15 protein-coding genes and 1 tRNA gene are annotated in these 21,357 nt (G+C 43.3%); 10 read left to right on the top strand and 6 right to left on the bottom strand.

The features are described 5' to 3' along the window. Positions 1–35: 35 nt before the first annotated feature. From DYD21_RS06070 to DYD21_RS06045, 6 genes are all read left to right on the top strand, one after another. A complete protein-coding gene (locus DYD21_RS06070) occupies positions 36–2,975 on the top strand; it encodes a glycoside hydrolase family 3 N-terminal domain-containing protein (protein WP_116034104.1) in 2,940 nt (979 codons plus the stop codon). Beyond that, complete coding sequence (locus DYD21_RS06065; RefSeq protein ID WP_116034101.1) at positions 2,962–3,672, top strand: cytidine deaminase; 711 nt, start codon at positions 2,962–2,964, stop codon at positions 3,670–3,672. The genes DYD21_RS06070 and DYD21_RS06065 overlap by 14 nt, the downstream gene beginning before the upstream one ends. Then, on the top strand, positions 3,662–4,312 hold the full coding sequence (locus tag DYD21_RS06060; RefSeq protein ID WP_116034098.1) for a hypothetical protein: 651 nt from the start codon (positions 3,662–3,664) through the stop codon (positions 4,310–4,312). The genes DYD21_RS06065 and DYD21_RS06060 overlap by 11 nt, the downstream gene beginning before the upstream one ends. A gap of 120 nt (positions 4,313–4,432) precedes the next feature. Then, a complete protein-coding gene (locus DYD21_RS06055) occupies positions 4,433–4,615 on the top strand; it encodes a histone H1 (RefSeq protein ID WP_116034094.1) in 183 nt (60 codons plus the stop codon). Positions 4,616–5,138: 523 nt separating this feature from the next. Further along, a tRNA-Asn gene (locus DYD21_RS06050) sits at positions 5,139–5,210 on the top strand. A gap of 56 nt (positions 5,211–5,266) precedes the next feature. After that, positions 5,267–5,536, top strand: coding sequence for a GIY-YIG nuclease family protein (locus DYD21_RS06045; RefSeq protein WP_116034091.1), 270 nt, complete (start codon positions 5,267–5,269; stop codon positions 5,534–5,536). Positions 5,537–5,713: 177 nt separating this feature from the next. Here DYD21_RS06045 and DYD21_RS06040 read toward each other — a convergent pair whose 3' ends face one another. The 4 genes from DYD21_RS06040 to DYD21_RS06025 all read right to left on the bottom strand — a co-directional run bounded on the left by DYD21_RS06040 (position 5,714) and on the right by DYD21_RS06025 (position 12,985). After that, positions 5,714–8,506 (bottom strand): Tat pathway signal sequence domain protein, encoded by a 2,793-nt coding sequence (locus DYD21_RS06040; RefSeq protein ID WP_116034089.1) that lies wholly within the window; start codon positions 8,504–8,506, stop codon positions 5,714–5,716. 597 nt (positions 8,507–9,103) lie between these two features. Beyond that, on the bottom strand, positions 9,104–11,014 hold the full coding sequence (locus DYD21_RS06035) for a histidine kinase dimerization/phosphoacceptor domain -containing protein (RefSeq protein ID WP_116034086.1): 1,911 nt from the start codon (positions 11,012–11,014) through the stop codon (positions 9,104–9,106). Positions 11,015–11,081: 67 nt separating this feature from the next. After that, positions 11,082–11,408: a sensor histidine kinase gene (locus DYD21_RS06030; RefSeq protein WP_116034084.1), complete on the bottom strand. Its 327-nt coding sequence runs from the start codon at positions 11,406–11,408 to the stop codon at positions 11,082–11,084. A gap of 818 nt (positions 11,409–12,226) precedes the next feature. Beyond that, positions 12,227–12,985, bottom strand: a complete 759-nt coding sequence (locus DYD21_RS06025; protein WP_158551434.1) for a HAMP domain-containing sensor histidine kinase — start codon at positions 12,983–12,985, stop codon at positions 12,227–12,229. Positions 12,986–13,778: 793 nt separating this feature from the next. On the opposite strand from DYD21_RS06025, the gene DYD21_RS06020 reads away from it, so the two are divergent. Further along, positions 13,779–14,687, top strand: coding sequence for a YihY/virulence factor BrkB family protein (locus DYD21_RS06020; protein WP_116034079.1), 909 nt, complete (start codon positions 13,779–13,781; stop codon positions 14,685–14,687). A 226-nt stretch (positions 14,688–14,913) separates the two neighbouring features. Here DYD21_RS06020 and DYD21_RS06015 read toward each other — a convergent pair whose 3' ends face one another. Further along, on the bottom strand, positions 14,914–15,384 hold the full coding sequence (locus tag DYD21_RS06015; RefSeq protein ID WP_116034077.1) for a hypothetical protein: 471 nt from the start codon (positions 15,382–15,384) through the stop codon (positions 14,914–14,916). Between the two features lie 208 nt (positions 15,385–15,592). After that, a complete protein-coding gene (locus tag DYD21_RS06010; RefSeq protein WP_116034074.1) occupies positions 15,593–16,834 on the bottom strand; it encodes a glycosyltransferase in 1,242 nt (413 codons plus the stop codon). A gap of 279 nt (positions 16,835–17,113) precedes the next feature. On the opposite strand from DYD21_RS06010, the gene DYD21_RS06005 reads away from it, so the two are divergent. The 3 genes from DYD21_RS06005 to DYD21_RS05995 all read left to right on the top strand — a co-directional run bounded on the left by DYD21_RS06005 (position 17,114) and on the right by DYD21_RS05995 (position 21,347). Next, entirely contained in the window at positions 17,114–17,887 is a 774-nt protein-coding gene (locus DYD21_RS06005) for a ThuA domain-containing protein (protein ID WP_116034072.1), read from the top strand. Between the two features lie 96 nt (positions 17,888–17,983). Beyond that, positions 17,984–18,862 carry a PfkB family carbohydrate kinase gene (locus DYD21_RS06000; RefSeq protein ID WP_116034070.1) on the top strand — a complete coding sequence of 293 codons (879 nt, stop codon included), beginning with the start codon at positions 17,984–17,986 and terminating at the stop codon, positions 18,860–18,862. Positions 18,863–19,097: 235 nt separating this feature from the next. Then, positions 19,098–21,347, top strand: a complete 2,250-nt coding sequence (locus DYD21_RS05995; protein WP_116034067.1) for a hypothetical protein — start codon at positions 19,098–19,100, stop codon at positions 21,345–21,347. Positions 21,348–21,357 lie beyond the last annotated feature (10 nt).

Below are 21,357 nucleotides of genomic sequence, written 5' to 3'. Positions count from 1 at the left end.
AGAACAATCATCTGAAATCATTACCCATTTTATCCATGATCAACCAGATCACCCACATTAAAATAGTTGTACCCGCCATACTCATTCTATCGCTTGTGTTCTCTTCATGCAGAACATCAGAACCGATAACAGAAGTTCGGGAAAAAGAAGAAACTCCCGTGCTTCTTGAACCCTCGGAATCGCCGCTTGAAGCTCCAGAGAAAATTGAATACGACACAGATCTTAATGTGGATTCTCTGCTTGCATCCATGAGTTTGCGTGAAAAAATAGCCCAGCTATTTGTGGTTCCGGCTTACGGTTCGTTTACCTATGAAAATGAAGCGCGATATCTTCGGCTGAAAAGGCTGGTACGCGATCAGAAAATCGGCGGAATAATTTTCATGCAGGGTGACGTATACGGCCAGGCTGTAATGACCAACCAACTCCAGCAACTGGCCGAAATACCGCTGTGGATCACACAGGATATGGAATTCGGAGCTGCGATGCGAGTCAGGGGTACCACGCGATTTACACCGGCAATGGGGATTGCAGCCACCGGAGATCCTCAAAATGCTTATCTGAAAGGAAAAATCACTGCGAAAGAAGCAAAAGCGCTCGGTGTTCACCAGGTATTTGCCCCCGTTCTGGATGTGAATAACAATCCTGATAACCCGGTGATTAATGTGCGCTCATTTGCCGGAGAGCCGGAAACTGTCTCAATATTTGGCAACCATTTTATCAGGGGACTTGAAAGTGAAGGCATTCTGGCAACGGCCAAACATTTTCCGGGTCATGGCGATACCAATATCGATTCGCACCTCGCCCTTCCCACGATTTCGCACGATTACGACCGAATCAACGGGCTGGAACTCGTACCATTTCGCGTAAATATCGAACATGGCCTGCAAAGTGTGATGAGCGCTCATATCGCATATCCCGGTATCAGTGAAAATATCGGCCGGCCATCCACACTTGATGAAACCGTTTTAAACAGAATACTGATCGATTCCCTCGGTTTTAACGGCCTTGTAGTTACCGATGGACTGGAAATGCAGGGAATTACCGATCACTACTCCCCTGGCGAAGCTGTTGTGCTCTCCCTGCTTGCCGGTGCCGACCTTATGCTCATTAGTCCGGATGAACTTACAGCAATCGCCGATGTGGAACAGGCTGTGCGTATGGGGCGAATTTCTGAAGAGAGAATCGATCGTTCAGTTCAGAAACTGCTGACTTTGAAAAAAGAGCGGGGTGTTTTTGAACAGCCGGATGTGGATATCAATCGGCTTGGCCTCGAAATCAATACACTGAACTACCAGGCAATTGCCAACTCGATTGCAAGGCAGTCGCTCACCGTGCTTCGAAATGATCGAAATATTCTGCCAATTACAGAAGCCAAGTTTCCGAATGTTTTGGTTGTAACCGTTGCTGATGACAGGTCCGGCTCAACCGGCAGTAATCTGGCCCGTGAATTCCGGCAGTATCACGAGCGTGTCACCTATAGAAATATTGATCGAAGAACGACTGACGAGGAGAAAGAATCGATTCTTGAAGCCGCACGAAATGCCGACCTTGTGGTCATCGGTTCGTTTATTATGGTTCGATCCCATCAGCCCATTCAGCTGCCGGATGAATTACGGGACATCACGGTGGAGTTAACAAAAGTGAATACCCCTTCCATGCTGATGGCTTTTGGTAATCCGTATATCGTTCGGGATCTGCGGGATGTTGATTCGCACGTACTGGCTTGGTCAACAGATGCAAACCAGGTTCGTCAGTCTGTTCCCGGACTCTTTGGAGCTGCAAATATTGGCGGAAAACTGACGGCAGAAATTCCCGGCATGTACCAGATTGGTGATGGGCTTGAGTTTAATCACACATCATTGCGGTTCGATATTCCGGAATCGGTTGCACTGCGGACCGAAAAACTCATTGAAGTGGATTTGATTATGCAGCAAGCCATTGACGATTCTGTATTTCCCGGAGGAGCTGTTGGTGTGATGAAAGATGGCGCCCTGGTCTGGAGTGAAGGTTACGGTTATCATGACTATTCCAAAACGCAGCCTGTTCGGGATTCTGACGTGTACGATCTTGCTTCATTAACCAAGGTGATGTCCACAACTACAGCGATAATGAAATTGGTTGATGACGGCAGACTATCACTGGATGACAGGGTTGCAGATTATATTAGCGAGTTTGACCGTGATGATAAACGAGATATCACTATCGAGCAGATGTTACTGCACACATCCGGTTTACCTGCATTCAGAACATATGTTGACAGACTTAAAACCCGCGGCGAAATTCTGGATGCAATCCGGAATGAACCGCTCGAAGCCGCTCCCGGTGAACAGTATACGTACAGTGATCTCGGCTTTATTCTGCTTGCAGAAATCGTGGAACAGATCACAGGAGATCGCATCGACCGGTTTGTTCGCAATCAATTTTTCCGGTCGATGAATATGTTTTCAACCCGGTATAATCCCGCTTCTTCAGGCCGCTGGATGACCCGGAGAATACCTCCAACGGAAATTGACGACGTCTATAACAGAGGGACCGTCCATGGTGTGGTACACGATGAACGCGCCTATTTTATGGATGGTGTCGCGGGTCACGCCGGGCTTTTTTCCAATCTCCGGGACATCGCCATCTTTTCCCAAATGATACTGAACGGCGGTGAATATGCGGGCAGAAGATATTTATCGGGGGAAATCATCGAAACATTTACTAGCAACCAGTCACCGCTGAACCAGCGGGCGTATGGTTACGACATGAAAAGTGATGGATTCAGTTCTGCGGGATCGCTGACAGGCGCCAATACGTTTGGGCACACCGGGTTTACCGGTACAAGCCTCTGGATTGATCCTGATGAAAACATGGCAATCATTATATTAACAAACCGGACCTATCCCAACAGAGATCTTGGCGGAGGAATTGGACGCCTGAGAGCTGATGTTGCCGATGCAATTATGAAAAGTTTGATCAATGAAGAAGATTAACCAACTTGAAACCTACTCCTATTCACCCTATTCTGACCATTCCGGTGACTGGTGCGTAGTTGAGGGAAAATCAGGCCTGTGGTATCCCGGGGTTCGGGTTGAGAATATCTCGTTTCCCCTTACGATCACACCGCTTCACGGGGCGATCTGCAGCTGTCTGGCGAACGGGGATCAGCCGGTATCATTTTATGCCGAAACCGATACCAATGAACTTCATCCCTACTGGATTAGTGAATACAATCTGCAAGAACGAAAAGCTGTTCCTGAAACACTCGATCTTTTCCATCCGATATTGGAAAACGGTCAACAAAAAAGCCTGCAATTGTCTGAGGCGCTAATTCCCAAAGCGGTAACTCCACATTCTGATTTTCCTGTTGCTGCATTCCTTTACACCGATGACGGTGTGGTCACCGGAGTGAACGTTGAAGTAAGCTCCTGGAGTCTCGGATTATGCGCCGAGCGACTGGCTATTTTCAGGGCAGTTTCTGCCGGAATTCAATCATTCAATAAACTTGAAGTGTATGCCCCGAAAGGCGACTTCAGCAGTCCGTGCGGCGCTTGCCGCCAGGTTTTGATGGAGTGGATGCCGGGTAAAACCGTAGAACTGCACCACGGCGATTTAACCGTCTCCACACACAAAACTGAACATCTTCTCCCCTTTGCATTTTCATCCAGTCAGCTCAAAAATGAACATTGAATATATCGCAGTTTTAGATCATGACCATCTTGATAACGGACTTTTTCTAACGTCTTTTGCGAAAGCCGTAGCGAGTCATAGTGAACGAGGGCTGATTCTTCATTCCGATAGTGCCTACACAGACCGGATCATTCAAACGGGTGTGATGCGTGCAGACGCCAGAATCCGTGCCATAAAAGATTTGAATCACCGGCTGATTGCACTGCTGGCCGATCAGGGAGTATCCGCCATCGGACTGAACGGATACCAGCGTGAGATGATCACTATCGACAATTCCGGAATAGATGTTGATTTAGACAAGTTCAGACAACTCCCAACACAGCCGGTACTGTTACTTTCGACGCTGATTTATTCATTGCAAGAAGACAAACCGGTGCATGCAAAACTACCGGTACTTGCCGGATTGTTGATGGAAAAATTTGAAACAGAAAACCTTTACCTGTTTACGAAAAGTGAAGACGATGACATCATAAAAAAAGAACTTCCGTCAAAACTGAGTGAGATCGAGAATGCCGGTGAATTTATACAGCAGAGAGTACCTGATGAATTTCACAATAATTTATTAAATGGAAAATTGACAACAGCCACAGATTTTCAGAATTACCCAGATATAAAAAATTGTACAATTCTTGATTTGTAAAAAACCGCTTTAATTGAAAAGAAATGCGGTTTTTAATTTGATCCTTATCTTTCGGTTACATAGTTTTGGTCAGTTTCTTAATTGGAATAAATTGTAAACATTAACTAACCAAGGAGTTTTATGAGCAGAATTGAACAGGTACGATCCTTAATTTCCGAGTTGGAGCCTGACATGGAAAAGTTTTATGAAAAAGGCAATAAGGCTGCAGGTACCCGTGCCCGCAAGACGCTTCAGGAGATTAAGAAAGTATCTCAGGAGATCAGGCTTGAAATTCAGGAAATGAAGAACAGTGGTAAGGTTTAAACGAACTTGCTGCGAATATTAGACTTAAAGCTGCTCATTAGAGCAGCTTTTTTATTTCATCAAAAAAAAGATTCTTTTTTTTGAAATGTTACTTGACTTACGACGTTTTAACACCTTATATTTGCACCCGTTCGAACGAAACATTTATTGTTTTTGAACGCCTAAGGTTGAAATTCTGATTCAATAATTAGATTATCTTTCTCAGTGGCAAAGTTCCGAATGCTTTCGGGAGTTGTTACCCCGACCGCTGTCGGGGCGTAGGTTCGAATCCGTTTTGATTTATTGATTTTTTTTGCAATACACACATTCCTCGGTAGCTCAGTGGCAGAGCAATCGGGACTGTTACCCCGACCGCTGTCGGGGCGTTGGTTCGAATTCGTTTTTGATTTATTGATTTTATTGCAACACACACACATTCCTCGGTAGCTCAGTGGCAGAGCAATCGGGACTGTTACCCCGACCGCTGTCGGGGCGTAGGTTCGAATCCGTTTTTGATTTATTGATTTTTTTGCATCACACACATTCCTCGGTAGCTCAGTGGCAGAGCAATCGGCTGTTAACCGATCGGTCGTAGGTTCGAATCCTACCCGGGGAGCTTTAGAAAAAGGACAATTCAACTTATCATGAATTGTCCTTTTTTTGTTTAAGGCTATGGCATGCTATTTATACATCCTCCGTTCAGAAATACAAGAGAAATACTATTACGGATCCTCTGATGATCCAGACCGACGCCTCCCCCATCATAACGGCGAGAATAAGGGATTTACCCAACGCTATCGACCCTGGAATATCGTATATCGTCATAAATTCGCTACCCGGAAAGAAGCTGAAGCTGCTGAACGGCTGGTCAAGGGGTGGAAAAGCAAAAAGATGACGCGCTTGCTGATTGAGGGAATTATCAATCTGGAAGATTATATGTAAATTTTAGTGAGTTTCTGTGGAGCAATATGGTTTTATACTGAAATAGATTCCAAAAATACTTCGGGATACCCGGTTAGCCGTCTTTTAGAAAAAAGGACAAATCCTGCTCAAATGGTTTGTCCTTTTTTTGTTTATGAACACGGTTTGCTATTTTCACGCCTCTTATGCGTAATGTCGTTATTTAACGTACTCTCCGACGAGTGCGGAGACCTGGATCGCAGCCAGTCCAAACTGGGCGGAATCATTGGTGCTAACCCAGGGAGCTTCATCAACCGGGTTGAGAACTTCTGGTCCCTCAATACGGGTGGTAGAAAGGGTCTTTTCCATTCTGGGTGCATTAGCATGAACGCCCCATTCATCGCCAAGCAACTCCGGAACTGCTCGTTTCGCCAGTTGTTCATCATTCGTCATGGCCGCAGCATACGCTGTGATTCTGGAATGAGATTGCACAAAACCAGGATCGCGGTATTGATTTCCAAGTTCGGCTTGTTGTACTTCCTGTGGAGCGTTGTAGAGGCGGCAATAGTTCAGCCATGCTTCCTTGAATTCCGGAACGTCAATCAGTTCAATCAATTCTGCGCAAAGCTCGGGTAAACCGAACATGGTGTTCAAATGCGAAGCACTTGGTTGCGGGTTCTCAGGCTCCGTCATTTTTTTAGTATCTACATCATAGGCAAAGCTTCCAGTGAAGAATCCCCACTTGGATTCCCCGATCGACCGCATGGCCTGTTCAATCCATCCCCTGACTTTCGGATCACCGGTTCGCTCCCATTCGGTTAGCCAGTTCGCGGCAGCGGATCCAAAATCGGTGCCGACACTCATTCGGCTATCCTCAACATTGAACGGTTGACCCGGCAGTTTTCGGACCGGATTAATATTAGCCAGTTGCCGGTCTGCTTCAAGCATCTCATGAAGGACATCTCCTGTCCGTTCATCGGTTGTCAGGAAATAGTGGAAGCGGCGATTCATGTTCGTACTAATACGCAGTTGTTTTGCACTGCATCCCCAATGCTGCACATTGTGACGGGTGCCCAGTCTGGCAAATCGCCCCAGATGGTAGATGTCTACGTCGCGATTATGCCGATTCATGGCTTCAGCCAGGCGATAGGCCTTGACGTCACCCGATCGCAAAAAGGTATACCATAGCCACATATCTGTGGACAACTCGGAATTATCCCAGGCATAGCCACCTACATCGTATCGCCACATGTGACGATCGGTGTCATAGGTATGCATAAAATCTCCATAATCCCAGAAGCCATACCAATGATGCTGATCCACCTGATCGTTGTAATATTGGATGGACCAATCCAGTCGTTCTTCGAGATCACTTAGTTTTTTCGTGGAACGATCAGGGAGCCCCCACATATTGCTGAATACCCCCGCGTTATGGAAATCCTTTGGCTGTACGGTTAATTGCGGCGGCTGCTCAACTGATTCCGCAAAATTTCCAAGAAAACTCTTGGAAGGAGTTTCTCCACAAGCCACAAAAAATAGATCTGTAGACCGGGCCACGCCATAAGGCGTTCCGAAACCGGGTTCATAATCTTCGTATGTGATATTGAGCGCATCCAGCTGTTTAGCATAAGGAGAATCAGGAACACTGGGCTCAACACCGTCCACCGGCTCAACATCTGAAAGAGGTCCCTCGACTTCCTGGCCCATTCCATCATGATAAAACCGGATATCCATGGGCTGTGCATCGGGTGACCACATCCACATAGTTACTTCTGCTTTATCGGTTGCGGCATTTCGAATATCAATTTGAGTTGGGTGAAGTTTCCAGAAATCCCGCATACCAAAGGCAACTCCCCCTGAGGCTCCTCCAATATAACCGGTACCGCTGGAACGGGGACCCTGACCGGCAGGAATCCATGAGTGTCCTTTCTTCGTTCGCTTTTCAACCTTGAAACCATTTGCCGAGAGCTGCGAAAGTTTGTAGTCGCTCCACCGGGGAATCCAGTGAATACGGGAACTGACACGCCTATCCCAGGTACTTGGTGATGGAACTGCCTTACCTTCGATTTGTGCTTTACGAACCTCCTCACCCGGGTCGCGACGCAAGCCGGTGAGTCCCTGTATGGCTTCAGCCCAAATTCCATTTCCCTGACCGGACAAGCGAACGTGTCGATTATAAAGTTCATCATGCATTGGTACCTCGAAATTTACCCCGAGGCTGGAGATGAATTCCTGATTCTCATCGCCATCGAACACAAAGGTGTGAACCATCCGTATCGCGTCACTGTTCGAATGGAAGTAGAGACGTACTGAAAATGGAAGCCATCTTCGTCCATCTGTTTCCATGTGGGTGCCTTCGATTTTGATCACCGCCCGGATCGGTCCGTCCTGTTCCACCTCGATATCTGATATATCTGAAGTGAAAGGAGTCCGGGGGCTCCCCGCTTCCGGTGAATCCTGTTTAGAACCTTTTAACCGACCATTTTCAAGTACCTTACTGCCATCCCGTTCGATCGAGGCTATGAGATTTTCGCCTTTACCGGAAATCAAGCATTTCATTTTCCCGGTATCCACATGCACGTCCCCATTTGCTTGCCTAACCTGAACTTTTGTTTGAGGAGAAGCCGGTTTTCCAGGACGAATTTGATAATAATCACTCGCGGCTTCAGCACCCGAAACTGCGTGCCCCGTCCATTTGATGGATCCATCCGGCCACGTGGCGGTGACCCATGTCTGAACCGGAATATTCTTTTTTTGCGAATCAATCATTTGAAACTCTGTTTCTTTGGCATGTTTACCCTTTGGCCAGGGTACTCCAAAGGCCGTCCCGTTTTGCAGGGCCGGCGTGCTCCCGTCCAGCCATGTCAGAGTATTGGGTTTGGTGGGCATGAATTTAGGCTTGGAAGGCGTGTCCTGTTGGCCTTCTGCAAAGCTTGATTGTATTAACGGTAAACTTGCTGCCGCCAGAACGGTGTTTTTGACGAAATCGCGACGGGATAGATATTTACTCATAGTGAAAATTATTTGTTTATCGGGGTGATCTCAAAATAGCAGTTAGGTACTGATTTTCTTTCTTCAAGACTTCCTCCTCTCTGCCAAAGTAGACATCGGCGGAGTGACAGGGTCTTTTTCGTGAAACCTTTGGCCGTCTATGGTGCCGCTTTTGGTGTTAGCCAATTTCAGCGTATACACATTGTGCAACCAACGGGTCCAAATCATTCCAAACCGGACGGTTTCTGTCCGGAAAAGGTATGGCCAGTAAATCGAAGATAATATTCAATCTATAATCCGGTAAACAGGAAACACGGACCATACCTGTATTTTAAAGAGGCATCCAAACGGAATATATACTCTCTATGAGGGTACAGGCTCAGGCTTACCAAAATTTCAGTGTCCCGCTTAAATAACCCTTATTCTGATAAAACCTTTATTAAATACGAAAGATGTGAAAAAGTATACGAACCACTGACCGATGGGACTATCAAACTGGAGGATTACTTGTAATTCACGTCCAGTTTGGCAGAGCAATCGGGAGTTTCTTAAGAGTGCTTAGTAATATCGACCTGTATTGATGAATCTGAACAATTTTTTAACTCTAATTATCGGTTCTTACTCTGAATTTGATTCTTCAACTTTGTTATCCGATTTATCGAAGACAAGTTTAAATTCCACTCCACGATCCAGGGATGTGTAGGAATATGTACCTTTAAGCTGCTTTGTGAGTGTTTCAATCAGCACCAACCCAAGAGAGCTGCCCTTCCCTTCGACGTTGAAATCCTCCGGTAAGCCCTTTCCATCATCCCGAATTTTCAGCGTCACTGTTTCTTCATGTTGGTAAAGACAAACTTCCAGGGAGCCGGAATCGCCGTCATCATATGCATATTTAAGCACATTTGTAATAACTTCGTTTACAATGAGTGAACATGGCAGCGCATAATCGATATTCAATTCAACAGGCTCCATATCGAAGGAGACATTCAAATCAAGAGATTCGTCGTGAGTACTCACTAAACTGGAGATGAGCTGTTCGATATTTTCATCAATTCTCAGTTTTTCAAAGCCCGAAGACTTATAAAGCAGTTCATGGATCTTAGCCATTGTCCCAATGCGTTCGGTACTGGCTATTAGTTTTTGCTGTACCCGTTCATCTGTTTCATTATATGCCTGCAGCTGCAGCATACCAGACACCACAGCAAGGTTATTTTTTACCCGGTGATGAATCTCAGCCAGTAACGTTTCTTTCTCTTCCAGCGATTTCTCATTTCTTTTTGAGTGCTCTTCTAATTCCACCAAATCGCTAACGTCCACAATGGCTCCGATGATATTTTCCGTCATACCATCTTTATTGCGATTCACGTAGATGCGATTCATAACATATTTATAGGATCCATCAAACGTTCGGATTTGGTATACAAGCTTCGACTTCTGTTTATCCCCTTGCACCGTGTTTTCCATATTATGAGTTACCCGTTTAAGATCATCGGGATGAATCTTATCGAGCCACCAGTCGTAATTCACAAATTTTTCTGTATGCGGATAACCGAGTATATCGGTTAACTCATCTCCCCAGTAAAAGTCTCCCGACTCCCAATCCAGTTGATAGATTAGGTCCGTGGCCACAGATACAATTTTCTGAAGTTTATCTTTAAGCTCATAAACCCCCAGTTCTGCCTCTTTTCTATCGCTGATGTCCCTGGCTGTCACGTACCAATGGTTCTCGTCAGCGGAAAACTCACACATATAGCTTCTTTTCCGTTTTTGATGGTCCATAAACCGAACCGCTGCTGTATAACGCCCCTTGTGTTGTTTTGCTATTAAAAACCATTGATCTATAGTATCCCCGTCAAGCTCTTCCTTTAATAAAATATCGGTAAACGGTTTCCCCAGCAGCATATCAAGTGAGTACCCCAACTCCTTTTCTACCCCTTCGCTTACGTGAGTAATTTTCCCCTGTTCAGGCTCCAGGAGGAATGTAAGATCTGCTGAATTTTTGAGAAGGGCAGTATAGGTTTTCAGCTTTTTGCCGCTATCTTTCGACAATTCTGGTTGTTTATAGAGCAAAAGCTGGGCCTTGGCTCCGTCGATCATTACCCGAAGCAGCTGTTTCTGATCCTCCGAGAGCTCACGTGGTTTTGAATCGTGAATACACAACACTCCAATGTTATTCCCGGTCTCACTTTTAAGTGATGCCCCGGCATAGAATTGAACCTTCTCGATTTCCACATCAGACAACAGGGAGCTTGCTTGCTCATGGTCCCGAATATTTTGTATGATCGACAGACCATCGCCTGGATCCAACATACCCGATATCTTATTAATAGCAGAAACGACAGGTTCATCACTCCCTTCATAAGTTGTCACAATACTGATTTCTGAATCCTCATGCTTGTAAACCAGGGATGCCGTCGCTTCACATATTTTTGACGTCGTTTCCAGGATCGGCATGATCCGGTCCCTCAGTCCATTCATACCCGTTTCATCAAGTGTCGCATCAGTTATAATTTCATTTTCTTCAATCATAATGTGTATAACATTTTAGTTGTCTCTTTTTTTAGATGCTGCATGGGTACGAAACATGTATTGAGTTTCAAGACTGCACATCCGGACTTACTTTAAAATTAAACCCAACACCTTTTCTGTCTGATTTGTTGAAAACAAGTTCGAATTCCACACCACTTTCCAGTGACCTATATGAGTATGTGCCATTAAGTTGTTTTGTGAGAGTTTGAATCAGTTCCATCCCGAGAGAACTTTTATTATCTGACTCTTCAAAATTATCAGGTAATCCTTTTCCATCATCCCGGATTTTCAGCGTCACTGTTTCTTCATGGTGGATAAGGAAAACTTCCAACAAACTGTAAATCTGGCATTTAGTCGCTTCGCAGATATCGGTGGCTGGTTTCAGGATTGACATCATCCTGTCTTTCAGTCCGTTCAAACTTAATTCAGAAGAGGGAATATCAGCGTTTATTTCTCCATAAAAAAATAAGTAAAGTTTGGTTGATAGCTCTTTCTATGAGGTACTGAATGCTGCTAATAATGTACCGTAAACTCTACTGGTAGGGTTATTGTCTCAGACTTGAATTAATTCATGTATCCAACATATATGTAATTCCCCTCCTAATGTTCCTTCATTCGTTTTTGTTGAATAGACTATCTCTGCTGGCAAATGACTTTTACAGACTGTTGTTGATCAACCATCATTCCAACCGGTCATATCACGGCTGAAACTCTATCAGAATTTATTGTGAAGTTAATCTATCCATCTCTCTCCTTAAAACTCTATGCCGGCAGATGAGTATATCTCTTCGTTACTTTTTGACTCGATTGCCCGGACAAATAGCTTGCTTCAGCCGTATGAAATTCCTTTCTATCCAGTTCATAAGCGAGTGGTACCTCACTCCATTGGAATTGCACAAAGGAAATTATTTGTATAATTAATCTCTATGGATATTGAGCAGATTATTACCATAATCTACGATTCATCTATCAAACAACGAGCAGAGATAAGAAATCAAATCCTCCGGGGACTGACCGCTTCTGATCCGGAGGTATAACAGCTTCGATGGAAGTGGATTCCATGGACGTTGAAATGATTCCCGGTGATCAGGACATGTAGCACCTCAGGTCAATCACACAGAAAAAAGTGTTGGAGTTAAAAACATACAGCCGATATGGGACTTGAAATAAAAAAACAAAAACCGATCATTTCAATATGATTATTTACGCACATTATCTATGATGACCGTTATATGAGATTGTACCGTCATTAACAATAAAATGAGATGTATCTATTCGGGGCGAATGATTACCGGGAAGCGGAAATGATAATGAAAACAGTGTTCCTTTATCTTTTTCGCTCATCACAATAATATGACCATGGGTGTCTGAAACCATTTTTTTAACGTGCTGAAGGCCGTTACCAAACCCCTCCTTCCCATTAGTCTCCGCCGATCTTGGAACCGGCTTACCCTGGTTAAATACTGATATCTGGTTATGTGACATAGTTATACCGGAATCAGTAACGGTCATATTCAAAATGCTTTCATCTTCATAGTCATTCAATGTAAAAACCACGTCAACTAATCCCTTCGATGGGGTAAATTTAATGGCGTTTCCGACTAAATGCCCTGTGATCTTTATCAGATGTATAAAAAATTTGGGTAGGAGTTGTACCTCTGTATCAATTTGAGTTCTTAGCGATAGTGAAATGCCTTTAGCCTGTGCCATCGGAAGATATAAACGATTTATCTCCATCATAGCAGAAGTAAGTAGTCTGTCGGTAGCCGTAATTTCTTCCAGGCTTTTCTCAGTTTCTTCAGCATACATACTACCATTCAAAAGATCTAAAATAGATTGAACAGATTCTTTAATTATACTCAGATCACTGGATTGCACTTCAAGCCGATCCTTATCTTCAGTAATAAGCAGATCAAGCAACCCTGTAATACCCCAGAGCGGACTTCGGAGATCACACTTAAGATTTTTCATTCGGTTTTTCAGTTTTTCTACTTCTGATAAAACCTGCAGATATCTTTTTTCAAGCTCATAATGATCGTCAACAAGCCGGGCAATATTATGCGCCTGTCTTTTCTGGTCAGATTCTTTAGACCAATCGTTTTCATGCTTATCCATAAAGAGCCTACTTACTAAATCATTATCATATAAATCATTGACAGGGCTGTTTTTAAAATATGGGATATCGAACAGCTAAACTTTGTAATAAAAACTGATACTGTTATACATATCTATTATTTTTTGTTTTCCCATAATCGTTATCCTGAACATTTTTAGAGAAAACTTACCCGTATACGACCCCAGTATTGCAGTTCTGATCAATTGTCGGCACAGGGATCTACATCCTTATCGCAAAAAACAGCTTTCTAATTTATGAGATTTTCAAATTCAGGCTTTATCCACTTGATGAGAAGCAGGTATTGGATTTTATGGCCCAGACGATAATGGAGGAAACTAAGATGAAAACACCTTCGTGATCCATATCAGCGTCTTCCCCATAACAACAGAGCCGGGGTATTTTTTCAATGTGTATACATCTGTTTTAATAATAGGGAAATAAGTGATTTATATGATCTGATTACTTGCCTGGACATGGACAGATTTGGATGCAGTTATAACATTTCTTGACAAAATACCAGGCAGTTTTTAAAACAGCAGATAGATTGATTAATCAAAAAATCCTGATGTTATATAATCACTTTATAATGGTATTTTCTTTACAAACGAACATATATCCGGTAAAGAAACAGATTCACAGCTGAAGAGGATGATTCTAAAAAAGGAAAACGTATTACAATTCTGGTCTCTCTTAAAAGATAGTTATAAGGAATTCAATGAAAATGACCCTCTCAGGCTTAGTTCATCTACAGCTTTTTTTGCAACCTTTTCTATTATTCCGATAATCATTCTTCTTCTGACTCTATTCGGTATCATCTTCAGCGAACAATTATTAACCGGAGAATTTTTAAATGCCTTGCAGGGCATGGTGGGTGAAGAAACAACCGAACATTTATCCACCGTCCTTGAAAATATTCAGCAAATGCAGCAGGGAATTTGGCTTACTGTTGGAATCATCATCTTTTTAATGTTTGTGGCTACAACCCTCTTTATTGTGGTTCAAAGTTCGTTCAATCAAATATGGAAGGTGCAGCCCAAAGAAGATGTAACCTATAGATTCATCGTAAAAAACAGGGGAATATCACTGTTGATTATATTGGTTACCGGCCTTTTATTCCTTACTACGTTGTTCCTCGATTTGCTTATCGGCTTTTTAGGAGACAATATTTTAAATCTGATTCCGGGAATAAATCAGTGGCTGATAAAGCTACTTTATATCGCTTTATCACTCGTAATTTTCACCTTATGGTTTGCATCCATGTTTAAATTCTTACCTGATGTGAAATTAACCTGGAAGAACGTCTGGCCCGGCTCACTTCTCACCGCTATTTTATTTTTGATAGGTCAGCATATCATGGGGCTGGTGCTGGTTTCCGGAAATATCAGTACTATCTACGGTGCTTCAGGATCACTGGTGCTCTTGTTACTTTTTATTTTTTATTCTTCGTTTATACTCTATTTCGGTGCCACATTTGTCAAAAATTATGCAGTTTATAAAGATGAGAAGATAAAAACGACAAAATTTGCAGTGCGATATGAAATAAACATCGTTGAATAGCACACTTCTTTTTACCGAAGATTAATAATTGATTTGATGGATCTATTTGCAATAAAAACTTCATCATAATGCGTAGGTTCTCCCGAAACCATCCGGAATACCTAAAGAGCACAAGAAACCCCTTTAAATGAATTTTAGGTAGCTTTTTTAATTTCTGGTTAAAGTATTTACATGGTGTGTTTTCCCCATTAGCCTGTAAGATATAAAGGTATTTGCTGGCTGTATTTTATTTTTCGGGAAATTTCTGAAAATAATCAGTCCAGAAATCAACAACTTTTTCGATTACAATACTGAAATCTTGTTTATCACCACCAATACTAACAATTACCAGACGAGATTTGTTAAATGTGGGACCAAATGTTTTACCAAATGTTCCTTCATGAAGATCACTGTCACTGATATTAGATTTCGGACTTGTTATCTTGTAATGCTTATACCCTGTACAGATATCATGCATGACCTTCAATTCTGGACAATTATCATAAAGAGTCTTTCTGAAATCACCCAGAACTTGACGATTGGTTTTTTCCTCCCACTTTTTTTCGTGCCAGCATGCCCACTCTGTAAGATGCCAACCTACTGTAACACAATTCAGGGCTTTTCTTACTGATAATTCGTCTTCTTTATATTTTTCATAGTTTTCAAGTAATACTTTAAAGAGATCTTGGGAGTTTTTGATATCAAAGGTCAAGCTCATTTTGTGTGTAATTTCAAATGTTGCTGAATAATTGATTCTTAAAGTGCTTTATCATTCTGGTATTTTAGTCTCCTAACCAGAAAGCATAAAAAAAGGCTGTCACATACAATTTTAAGAAGGTTTTTGTAACAAGGAATTATCTATCATGCCGACTATTACAAAGATTACGCCGATCATCGCGTAAAATTCTTATCTCTTAGGAATCTTTTTACTTCTTATTCTTCTCTTCAATCCAGCGGGACATAAACCGGGTACTTGCCATCGTGTGGTGCATCAGCATAGCTCCGGTGAAATTATTCTCGCGATGTGAATCAGTATCATTTATAATCAAATCCAGGCGTTCTGCCAGAACTTGTGAAAATTCAGCCGGTGAGAATCGTGTATTGATGATTCTGATTCCGTGTTGCTGAGCTTCACTCCAGGCTTCATGATCAGTATAGTACCGGATAGCAGCCTGAGCAAACATCAATGGATCATCTTCAATTTGTCCCGCCCAGGGCAGATCGCCGTGAATTCCTTCAGCACCTATCGTTGTGGTTATACTTGGCGTGCCGCACTGCATCGCTTCGGTCAGTTTTCCTTTCAATCCCGCCCCAAACCGAAGTGGAGCCAGGCAAATCCTTGAATTTCTCATCACTTCGCGGGCGTCCTCAGCACGGCCCATAATCCTGAAACCCTCTTCCGCAGAATCAAGCTGCTTAATTTTTTGGGATGGGTACGCACCATAAATATGAATACTCACATCCGGAAGTGAATCCCGGATAATCGGCCAGATCTTTTCTTTCAGATATTCGATGGAATCGAAATTTGGTTTATGCCGAAAATTTCCAATCGAAACAAAATCGGAACGCTGCTCGAATGCAGGCCAGGAAAGCCGGTCAACCTCGCTGATAGCCTCGAACATATACGGTAAATAAAGAAGCAACTCTGGCTGAACACCAAAAGAAGTACGTAACAGTTCCATTTCCGGCTCTGATATCACGAGAGATAAATCACAACGATAAATCGATGCAATTTCCCGTTTTGCGATATCCGTAAACAAATCACTGTTTGCGCATTCCCGGCCTTCATTTACCGCAAGCTGACGGCCAAATCGCAGGCAGTGCAGATCTTCCATATCCAGGATTCGAATTGCATCAGGACACGAAACGTGCACGCGCCAGCCAAACTGCTCTTCGGTCATAAAACGATCAAATAAAACCGCATCAGGACTCAGTTCTTTTACGAATGCATCAAAACTTCCGTCATTAATAATTATAGATCGGGTTTCAATTACATATTCATCCAGATCAGTCGTATGACGATTTGTATTAGCGGTACTGGCGAACGTAATGTCCCACCCATGTTTTTTAAAAAATCGAATCAGCTGCATCATCCTGCTTCCGGCAGCAGACGATTTAGGTTCTGGCCAAACAAAACCTACAATCAATAATTGCTTTTTTTGCCCCATTCATCCCCCCATTCCAATTCTGAAAATTTCTGGTACTTCATTTACTGCTTTTATAACTTTTTTCGCTTTGGACCTTTAGATAAGCTGTATTTTCTTAATCCAAATATACCATTAAATTATTGAATCACACGCAATCACCAACCAAAGTTTAACTTGAACGATGAGCCAAAATTAATGTTCCAAATGATGTTATTTCCATGTAAATAGATTTGACTAATTACCGCTTTCCTCTTTCCTTAATACAATCAATCAAATTTAAACCGATATAAAATCTCTCTGATGAACTTTAGACTAATAGCACTCCTATCGATCTTTTTCAGTTCCCTGCTTCTGTTATCATCTTGTGGTGATAATGCAGACCAACAACAGGCTTCGGCTGATTCTGTAATAGATCACCCCGATCAGCATATCCTTGTTTTCTCAAAAACCGATGGCTGGCGCCACGAATCTATTGAGACCGGCCAGGAAGCCATTCGTCAGCTCGGAATGGAACACAATGTGGGCGTGACCGTAACTGAACTTGCGGATATGTTCAATCCCGACACCCTTTCCCGTTTTGATGTTGTGGTATTCTTAAATACAACAGAAACCGTATTTGAGGATGAGCACCGTGAAGCTTTTAAGGAGTATATTCAGAATGGTGGTGGCTATGTGGGCGTGCATTCAGCTTCAGATACGGAGTATGACTGGCCGTGGTACGGCGACCTTGTTGGTGCCTATTTTGATAACCATCCTCCAGGAATTATCAACGCCGATATCCAGGTAGAAGATCACAACCATCCGTCTACCCGAATGCTTCCCACCACTTGGAACCGTGATGATGAATGGTATAACTTTCAGGGATTTGCCGATCACATCAATGTGCTTTTAACACTCGATACCGAGAGCTATGAAGGAAGTGACCACCCGGGGCACCATCCTATCGCCTGGTATCATGAATTCGACGGTGGTCGGGCTTTCTACACAGGCTTAGGTCACACCCATGAATCTTACGCAGAAGATCTGTTTTTGGATCACTTGTGGGGCGGCATTATTTACGCAATGGGCGAATAACTTTTCATCTTTACGTACTGGCACAGATTCCTGCAGGCTCACCAGCTGGAACTGTGCCATTTTACCTAACGTGCTTCATTCACCTGAAAACCGGCCATGAACAAAACCATTCTGAATTTTGGCGAAATGCTTTGGGATCATTTCCCGGATTACGAGCGTCCCGGCGGATCACCATTTAATGTAACCGTTCACCTCCACTATTTGAAGCAGACCTCCTTGCTGATTAGCGCTGTTGGACTGGATGAAGCGGGTAGCCGGCTGCTTGATATATTGGTTCAGCAGGATGCCCCAAAACGGTTTATTCAGCGTATTGAATATCCAACGGGAACAGTTTCCGTTGAATTTGATAAAGAAAATGAACCCAGTTATACCATTCATGAGCGAGTAGCCTGGGATTTTATTCAACCGCCGGATGAGCTTCAGCAGATATCCTCCTCTGTAGATGCATTTTCATTTGCAACGCTTGCCCAGCGCAGTTCAACAAACAGAATCACCCTTCAAAAAATATTTTCCCTGCTGCCGGACCGGTGTTTGAAATTCCTGGATGTAAACCTGCGACCTCCTTACGTAAAAACCCCCGTAATTGAATTTTCGCTAAAAAAATGCAACTACGTGAAAATGAATCAAAGTGAATGGAATAAGATCGGGAATCTGTTTGAAACCAAATCCGAGATGCAGCTGATTGAAAAATTCGATTTAGACGGGATGATTTTAACGCTCGGCAGTGAAGGTGCAATTTATTTCAACAAAGATGGTAGTCATTTCGTGGAATCTGCCGCAAATATAAACCCGGAAAAAGGTGGCGATTTTGTTGGAGTAGGTGATGCGTTCTGGGCATGTTTTATCTATCATACTTTGAAAAAGACACCCTGGCAGGAAGCCGTCCAAAAGTCCAATCTGTATGCCGGTTGGGTAGCTGAACAGAAAGGCGGGATACCTGAACCGGATGAAGAGGTTTTGCAATCTGTTCGGTAAGAACCCATCATACAATTTCATCGGAAACACGATTCAACCCCTTCTCTTTCCTGACTTCCACATCACATCCCAAAATCGAAAATCAGTGTAAATAAGTTATTTAACATATTTGCCGTCAGACCGATAATTCATTTATAAGAAACAACGGGCTTTAGAGAAATCCGTAAGGCTTTGAAACATCAGAAGGCCACAGGAAAATTATCTTTCAGCTTATCATTAAATGAATTAGGTCAACATGTTCAAAAAATTATACCTGCTTCTGCCGGTCATCGCAGTCTTTGCACTTGTACAGTGCGAAACACCCGGAAGCCCGGATTTCACACTTTCCAATAAAATCGATTCGCCCCTGATTGCTGAAAGCACATTTAGGTTTTTGGGTGACAGTAACGCACTGATCGATACCACCAATGAAAATTTCAAGAATCTCTTCACAATTGATGGTGATGATCTGATCACCATATCACAAGAAGAAGATTTTGATTTTGGCGATCTGGATGGCGCGATTCCGGTCGTTCGGGTTAATCCGACAATGTTTCAATCTTCAGTTGGTGAAATTGAACTTGAAGCCTTCTCTTCTCAGAATGAAAATGGAAATGTCGGAGAGGCCTCCTTTACTGATTTGACCGGTCAGACTGCCGAGCTCAGTGAAGGGCAAACCTTGCCGGGAGCCTCTTCCCCATTCCCTGTAAATATTGAACTTGAAACTGACTTTTTTGTTAGTGCAACGATCCGACAGGGCAGCCTGGACATTTCACTGCGAAATGAACTTGGGTTTGATCTGCTTGAGTTGTCGCTTGAAGTGTTCAGCGGAAATGAATCACTGGGAACCATTTTGATACCCAATTTTGAACACGGATCTACACGATCTGATCTTCTGGCAATAGTGGAGAATCCGGAAACTGAACCTGACCAATTACTCGAAGATCTGAACGCCGATATAGAAATTACCTGGGAAGAGCAGGATATGTCGGGTGATGCGGGCAGTATGATTATAGATGATATTCGCGGTGAAAATCTAATTGCTACTTCAGTAAATGCGGTGATTTCTTCACAGGAGTTTTCATCGGATGGATCGGCAGAGTTTTCTGATGAAGAGTTTCAGTTTAACAGTACAGATCATTATGTAGAACTCTCATCAGGAACACTATCTGTACAACACATCGTCAATTCTATTGATGTGGATATTGATCTGTTGGAAATTTCGTTTCCCGGCCTTCGCCTCCCTCCTTACGGCGTGGCTGACTCGCTCACGATCCGCTTTGACGGAGAAAATCGTATTCCGCGAAATAATACAACTCCCGTCAGCCGGTCATTTGACCTCAACGATGTCCGCATCTATGCAGATGATAACCTTGTAAAGTACAATATATTCGCACAAACGGAAGATACCCAAGCCTCAGAAGGATCAGATTCCCGCACCCTTCACGAATCGGATGAAATTTCCGCCGAGGTTGAACTTACGGATCTTGAAATCCGTGAGGTGTTTGGCGTGATTGTAAACCGCCAGGTTCTGCTGAATACTGAAATTTCTGCTGACGGCACCGGTGTTGATATTATGAATGACCTCGAAGCCGAACGGATCGAAATTGATGGGATTGATGATCTTTCAAAAAAAGTCGAAGGGATTGAGTTTACCCGAGCAAGTCTGGATATCAACTACCTGACAAACGTTGGAGTGCCCACAACAATTATCGGTGCATTTCTGGGAGTTGATGCAGATGGCAATGAATTTTTCCTCCAGGGTGAACCGGGAACCGAAACAGAAGTAACTGCAGCTGATCCTACGCAAATGCTTCTAAAAGATGGGAGCCCTATCGCTCCTTCCAATCTCATTAAGTTTAAGCTGGATCCGGGCCAATCATCAGACGAACTCCTCTCCAATGTATTCGACAGGGAGAATTCATCGATCACACAATTCCTGAACCGATTGCCTACAAGTATCCGATTTATCGGCCTTGCGGATATCAACCCGGAACAAACGGCTGGAATAATCCGAAACCCGGTGATTTTCGACCCTTCTATTTCGTTGAACATACCGCTTGCACTTCGTGCAGAAAATGCCACTTATGTGGATACTACTGCAGTTAATCTGGAAGATCTTCCCGGAGCGGATGACGAACAGTTTCTTGAGGAAGGGGCAATTACCGTACGATACAGCAACCGGATTCCGCTCGGCATCAATCTGGAAATGGAATTCCTGACTGAAAATGGTGAGTTGATCACTACACTCCCCCTGCATGACCAGTCTGCCCTTGAATTTCTTCCGGCAGCAGTGAACGGCAGTGGATTTTCCGTTGATCCAAATGAAGATTATACCGTAATCAGCCTAACCCGCGCACAGCTTGATGAAATAAACCGAACAAGAAATGTGCGATTGATAGCCGGATTGAATACTACCGATTTCAAAGAGGTGCGTGTACGAACCTCAGACGATGTGGGAGTATCGGTAAGTGGTAAATTTGTGATCCAAAATAAAATTGACTGATAACCTTTGT

It is taken from the genome of Rhodohalobacter sp. SW132 (genome assembly GCF_003390325.1).
Taxonomy (GTDB): Bacteria; Bacteroidota; Rhodothermia; order Balneolales; family Balneolaceae; genus SW132.
This window is presented reverse-complemented; position numbering and strand designations above follow the sequence as displayed.